We start from the raw sequence: 5865 nt of genomic DNA on the forward strand, positions 1-5865 counted from the left end.
ACTTACGGCGAATAGTTAAGAACTCTGAGGAATTCTTTCTATTTCTGCATAACCGCTAAAAATTAATCTTTCACCCTCTGTTTCTAAACGATTTAGTCGCATTTTTACCCCGTCTAAATCAAAGCGATCTAAATCAACCATATTATCCAGAATTTCTACCAAGGCTAAACTTAAAGTTTGGGAAATTTGGCGTTGTGCTTCTGGAACCCCCTCAAGTTCAAGCTTCGGTTCTTTAAAAGAAACCCGCCTTCTTCTTTCAATTCCGATACCAATGGTCATGCTAAGGGGTATGAGTTCACCATTATTTAAATCAGCTTTAGCGACCAGATGCAAGCGATTTTCAGGTAATAGCTTGATATTAACTTCAGTAAAAGACACTGGTTCACCACCAGATATGGCGATCAAAGTGGGTTCAGAAAGGTTTAGCAAGCGCTTTTTGACCAGTTCTGCTTCAAAAGCACGATTAATGCCTACTTCTGATAAAATCACCTGTGCTACAGCTTGGGTGGGTTGTTTGAGGGTGAGTTTGCCACTTAAAACCGAGCCGAAGTCAATGGCTACTGCATCAGTTTCAAAAGACATTTCTTCAACTGCGAAGTCTTTACGAATTACTAAACCACAACCTTTCATTTGAAAGCTATCAATGCTGCCTTGCAACAGTTTGCTGGAGGGGTAGCAGCGCACAAAGACTTCTACTGACTCGCTCTTGCTAAACAGGTGGCGAATCGTTTGGCTGGCGACTGTGTTGAGCATTCGCTCTCCCCAATCGGTGCTTTTGGTGTCTGTTAAACCAGTAAGTCCGCCGAACATTACGTTTTAGTCTCTGGAAGTTATTTATACTTTTGTAACAAATTGTGAATAATTGTGCAAGCGATCCCGTGATTTAATATCCTGATAAATAAAAACAGGATAACTGATGGTTAATTAGTGACTTACAGCAGTTCTCCGTATTATCGAGTACAGATATTAACGATAAAACTCTTGTGGTGTGGGCATCTTACCCGCTAATGGTGTACCTCACAAAAGATGAAATTTACTGTATAAATTCGTCAATTCTCGTATTTACGGTCTACCATTAAACTATTATTGTCTTTTAGTCAACTTTTAAAACTATTACATCAGGGAAAGCATTAAAAATGAAAATTTTAGTTATAGAAGATGATGAGTTAAATGCCTACGGACTAACTACTATTCTCACTAACAAAAATTATGCGGTAGAAGTGGCAACTGATGGCCATACAGCTTGGGATTTAATCGAAACTTATGATTATGATTTAATTCTGTTAGACGTGATCTTACCAAAACTAGATGGTATTAGTTTATGCCGAAAAATCCGTTCTAGTGGGAGACAAGTACCAATTTTATTATTAACCGGGTGTGATAGTAGTCATGAAAAGGCTATAGGTTTAGATGCTGGTGCGGATGACTATGTAGTTAAACCATTTGATCCAGAGGAATTAGTTGCCAGAGTTAGAGCATTATTGCGTCGAGGGAATGGTATTTCACAACCTATATTAACATGGGGAAATTTAAAATTAGATCCTAGTAGCTGTGAAGTCGCATATAACAATAATATAGTCCCCCTAACTCCCAAAGAATATGGACTTTTAGAATTATTTATGCGAAATCATCGCCGGGTATTTAGTTGTGGCATGATTTTAGAACATTTGTGGTCCTATGAAGATACACCAGGAGAAGAAGCCGTTCGCACCCATATTAAAGGTTTGCGAATGAAACTGAGAACCGTGGGTGCAGCTAGTGATTTAATAGAAACTGTTTATGGAATTGGTTATCGTCTCAGGTCTTACGAAGAAGAAGTAGAAAAATCTGTTAAGTCTCAAACTCTCACAGCGATCGCCAATATTTGGGAAAAATATCGGGGGCGAGTAGATCAACAAGTCTCTATTATAGAACAAGCTGTGGACAATTCAGAATTCATACAGCAAGCCTATCAAGAAGCCCACACTTTAGCGGGATCATTAGGGACTTTTGGTTTAAGTTTCGGTTCTGAATTAGCCAAAAAAATTGAGAAATTACTGAAAGGAAATAAAAACTTAACTGCCAAAGAAATAACTAAATTAAAAAATTTAGTTGAATTACTGCGTCAAGAAATTGAAGGCAAAAATCAGGAACAGCCCCCAGAAATTATCAATGATTCACGTCCGCTAATTTTAGGAATTATCAATGATAGTGTTTTCGCTAGAAAATTACAAAAACAAGCTGGTAGTTTTGGGTTAAAGTTGGTAATTACTAAAGAGTTGAATACGTATAAACATCAAAGTAATCAGCAATACCCCCAATTAATTTTAATTGATAATGGTTTAAATCATCAAGTAAAAGAAACTGAAAATTTACTATTGTCAATACAAAAATTATATCCACCTCTTCCTATATTGATTTTGAGTGATAACCTTGATATTTATGAGGATTTGCAATTAAGAAAATATGAGAAATATAATTTTTTACAAAAGCCTAAATCTGGAGATGAAATTTTATTCAAAATCAAAGAATTAGTAGATAATACCTCCTATGGTGAAGCCAAGATATTAATTGTTGATGATGATCCTCAAGTTTTAGCACTATTACAAACATTACTAACACCGTGGGGACTAAAAATTATTCCTCTCAATGATCCCCGAGAATTTTGGTCTGTCTGGGAAAACCAAAAACCAGATATGCTAGTTTTAGATATAGAAATGCCTCATATTAATGGCATTGAATTATGTCAAAATATTAGAAATAATCATCAGGAAAGTGAATTACCTATTTTGTTTTTGACTGTACATAATGATGCCGAAATAGTTAATCAAGTATTTAGTGCTGGTGCTGATGATTTTGTGAGTAAACCAATTATTGGTGCAGAATTAGTTACTAGAATTATTAATCGTTTAGAACGGGTCAAACTCAGGCAAAGAATTGAACAAACCCGTCAAGGAAAAAATATTGAAAAAGAAAATTTTCATCAGGCAATTAAAGAAAGCTATCATCGCTTATTATTGGTTTATCCCGAAGCCATTTTTATTGAGAGTGAGGGTAAATTTATATTTTTAAATGATGCTGCTGTACAACTTTTTGGTGTTGTTAAAGATAATGATTTAATTGCTAAATCAATTTTCGATTTTATCCATCCCGACTCACAAAGAGCAATTCGAGAAAATCTGGAACAAATAAAAGCAAATCAACAAGTAATTCCTTCAGATGAAGTTCAGTTTTTAAGCTTAAATAGAGATGTGATTTATGTAGAAATTGTTGCTACTGGGTTAACTTATCAGGGAAAACCAGCTACGCAAATTTTAGCGCGAAATATTACACAAAAGAAGCAGACAGAATTAGCTGTATATAAAACTAATAATGAACTAGAATTACGAGTTGCAGAACGGACAGCGGAGTTAATTAGTGTTAATCACAAATTACAAACTGAATTAGATGAACGGAAACGAACTCAGGAAGCTTTGCGAATTTCTCAAACTCGATTTGAAGGAATTTTAAGTATTGCTGATGATGCAATTATTTCTATTGATGGTAGTCAAGGAATTACTTTATTTAATCAAGGTGCAGAAAAAATATTTGGTTATTCTGCTGTGGAAGTATTAGGTAAACCTTTAGATATATTACTTCCTCAACGATTTACTGATGTTCATTCTCGTCATGTAGCTGATTTTGGCCAGACTCCTAATTTAGCTCGACGGATGGGGGAAAGACAAGAAATATTTGGTTGTAAAAAAGATGGTACAGAGTTTTCTGCGGAAGCGTCTATTTCTAAATTAGATATAAATGGAGAATATATTTATACTGTTATTTTACGAGATATTACTGAGCGTCGCCAGATTGAGCGGATGAAAGATGAGTTCGTCTCTGTTGTTAGTCATGAACTTCGCACTCCTTTGACTTCTATTCACGGTTCTTTGGGAATGTTGACGAGTGGGTTGTTACCTACAGACTCGGAACAGGGTAAACGTCTATTACAAATTGCTACAGATAGTACGGATCGTTTAGTGAGATTAATTAACGATATTCTCGACATTGAGCGCATTGAGTCCGGTAAAGTGAAAATGGAAAAGGAAATCTGCAATTTGGAGGATTTAATTACTTCAGCATTGAGTATAATCCAACCTTTAGCAGATAAGGCAAATGTAAATTTATCTGTTTCTAGTTTACCTGTCCAATTATGGGTTGATCCTGATCGAATTGTGCAAATTTTAACTAATTTATTGAGTAATGCGATTAAATTTTCTCTTCCTAATTCTAGGATATCGGTGATAGTTAAACAGCAAAATCATGAGGTTTTATTAGCCGTTAAAGATACGGGAAGAGGGATTCCTGAAAATAAATTAGATAGTATTTTTGAGCGTTTTCAACAGGTGGATTCTTCCGATTCACGCAATCATGATGGTACGGGTTTAGGTTTGGCAATTTGCAAAAGTATTGTTTTACAGCATGATGGATCTATTTGGGTGGAAAGTGAGTTAGGTAAAGGGAGTAATTTCTATTTTACTTTACCAATTATCACCAATATCTCAACTGAAGAATTGGTGAATGTAGATATTGATGAATCAATGATTATTTCTGAAAATTATCCTCTAGTTTTAGTTTGTGATGATGATGCAGTAATTAGAAATGAGTTAGCACAATTACTAAAACAAGGAGGATATCGTGTAGTAACGGTTGCTACAGGTAAGGAAGCGATCGCCACAGCAATTCATGAACATCCAGATGTGATTGTTCTAGATTTATTAATGCCAGAAATGAATGGTTGGGAAACCATGGCATTATTGAAAGAACGCACAGATACTCAGGATATACCCATTGTTATTTGTAGTGTTTATAAGCAAGATCATAATAACCATCTTCATCCTGATTTTGTAGATTGGTTAAGCAAACCAGTAGAGGAAAAATCTCTATTACAGTCTTTAAGAAAAGTGGTATCTAAATCTGCTCGAAGAGTGAAAATTTTAATTGTTGAAGATGATCATGATCTGGCAGATTTATTAGCCACTGTCTTAGAAAGACACGATATTGAAACCTTTATTGCTAAAACTGGTAAGGAAGCTATTCAACTTAGTCAAAAAGTCAATCCTGATTTAATTATTCTCGATTTGATTTTACCAGAAAGTGACGGTTTTACAGTGGTAGATTGGTTAAAACAACATAATCAACTTTATAATATTCCTGTGGTTGTTTATTCAGCTAAAGATTTAGATGATTCAGAACGTCATCGCCTAAAATTAGGACATACAGAATTTTTAACTAAAGGGAGAGTGACAACTAATGAATTTGAACAACGGGTAATGGATTTATTACAAAGAATGACTCATAGGAAGTCTAATTAATTATCATTTGGGCAACTAGAAGTCGCAGCTACAAAGACAAAACCCACCATCGTGGGTTAAATTTAACATAGTCCTCAAATTTGGGTGCTAAACATGATAAAAAAACGAATTTTAGTAATTGATAATGAAGAATATATTCAAGAAGTAGCAAAGATTTGCTTAGAAACTGTTGCAGGTTGGGAAGTTGTTACTGCTAGTTCTGGTAAGGAGGGAATTGTACAAGCAGAAAATTATCAACCAGATGCTATTTTACTAGATGTGATGATGCCAGATATGAATGGACTAGTTGCTTTTGAAAAGTTACAAGCTAATCCTGTAACTAAAGAAATTCCCGTGATTTTCTTAACTGCAAAAATCCAAGTTGCAGATCGTCGTCGTTATGCTGCTTTGGGAATAAAAAGTGCGATCGCTAAACCATTTAATTCCTTAGAATTAGCTGGACAAGTAGCAACAGCTTTAGGTTGGAATTTAGAAACTGCCAAATAGGGGTTGCTGAAAAAGTTGTCTGTGAGGAGAGGGAACAGGGAACTCTTAA

3 protein-coding genes are annotated in these 5865 nt (G+C 35.1%); 2 read left to right on the forward strand and 1 reads right to left on the reverse strand.

Annotated features, from left to right (window positions below; all coding sequences use genetic code 11):
* Positions 1–15: 15 nt before the first annotated feature.
* Positions 16–810 (reverse strand): LmeA family phospholipid-binding protein, encoded by a 795-nt coding sequence (locus CUN59_RS07085; RefSeq protein WP_104387184.1) that lies wholly within the window; start codon positions 808–810, stop codon positions 16–18.
* Positions 811–1136: 326 nt separating this feature from the next.
* Between CUN59_RS07085 and CUN59_RS07090 the strand changes: the two genes are divergently transcribed.
* Positions 1137–5330, forward strand: a complete 4194-nt coding sequence (locus CUN59_RS07090) for a response regulator (RefSeq protein ID WP_104387185.1) — start codon at positions 1137–1139, stop codon at positions 5328–5330.
* 93 nt (positions 5331–5423) lie between these two features.
* On the forward strand, positions 5424–5816 hold the full coding sequence (locus tag CUN59_RS07095) for a response regulator (RefSeq protein ID WP_104387186.1): 393 nt from the start codon (positions 5424–5426) through the stop codon (positions 5814–5816).
* Positions 5817–5865 lie beyond the last annotated feature (49 nt).

Origin of the sequence: Cuspidothrix issatschenkoi CHARLIE-1 (assembly GCF_002934005.1) — a bacterium.
Classification (GTDB): domain Bacteria; phylum Cyanobacteriota; class Cyanobacteriia; order Cyanobacteriales; family Nostocaceae; genus Cuspidothrix; species Cuspidothrix issatschenkoi.

What these genes read in the sequence shown, in the direction of transcription:
- CUN59_RS07085 (WP_104387184.1), bottom strand. Translation starts at nt 810, where the DNA reads ATGTTCGGCGGACTTACTGGTTTAACAGACACCAAAAGCACCGATTGG.
- CUN59_RS07090 (WP_104387185.1), top strand. Translation starts at nt 1,137, where the DNA reads ATGAAAATTTTAGTTATAGAAGATGATGAGTTAAATGCCTACGGACTA.
- CUN59_RS07095 (WP_104387186.1), top strand. Translation starts at nt 5,424, where the DNA reads ATGATAAAAAAACGAATTTTAGTAATTGATAATGAAGAATATATTCAA.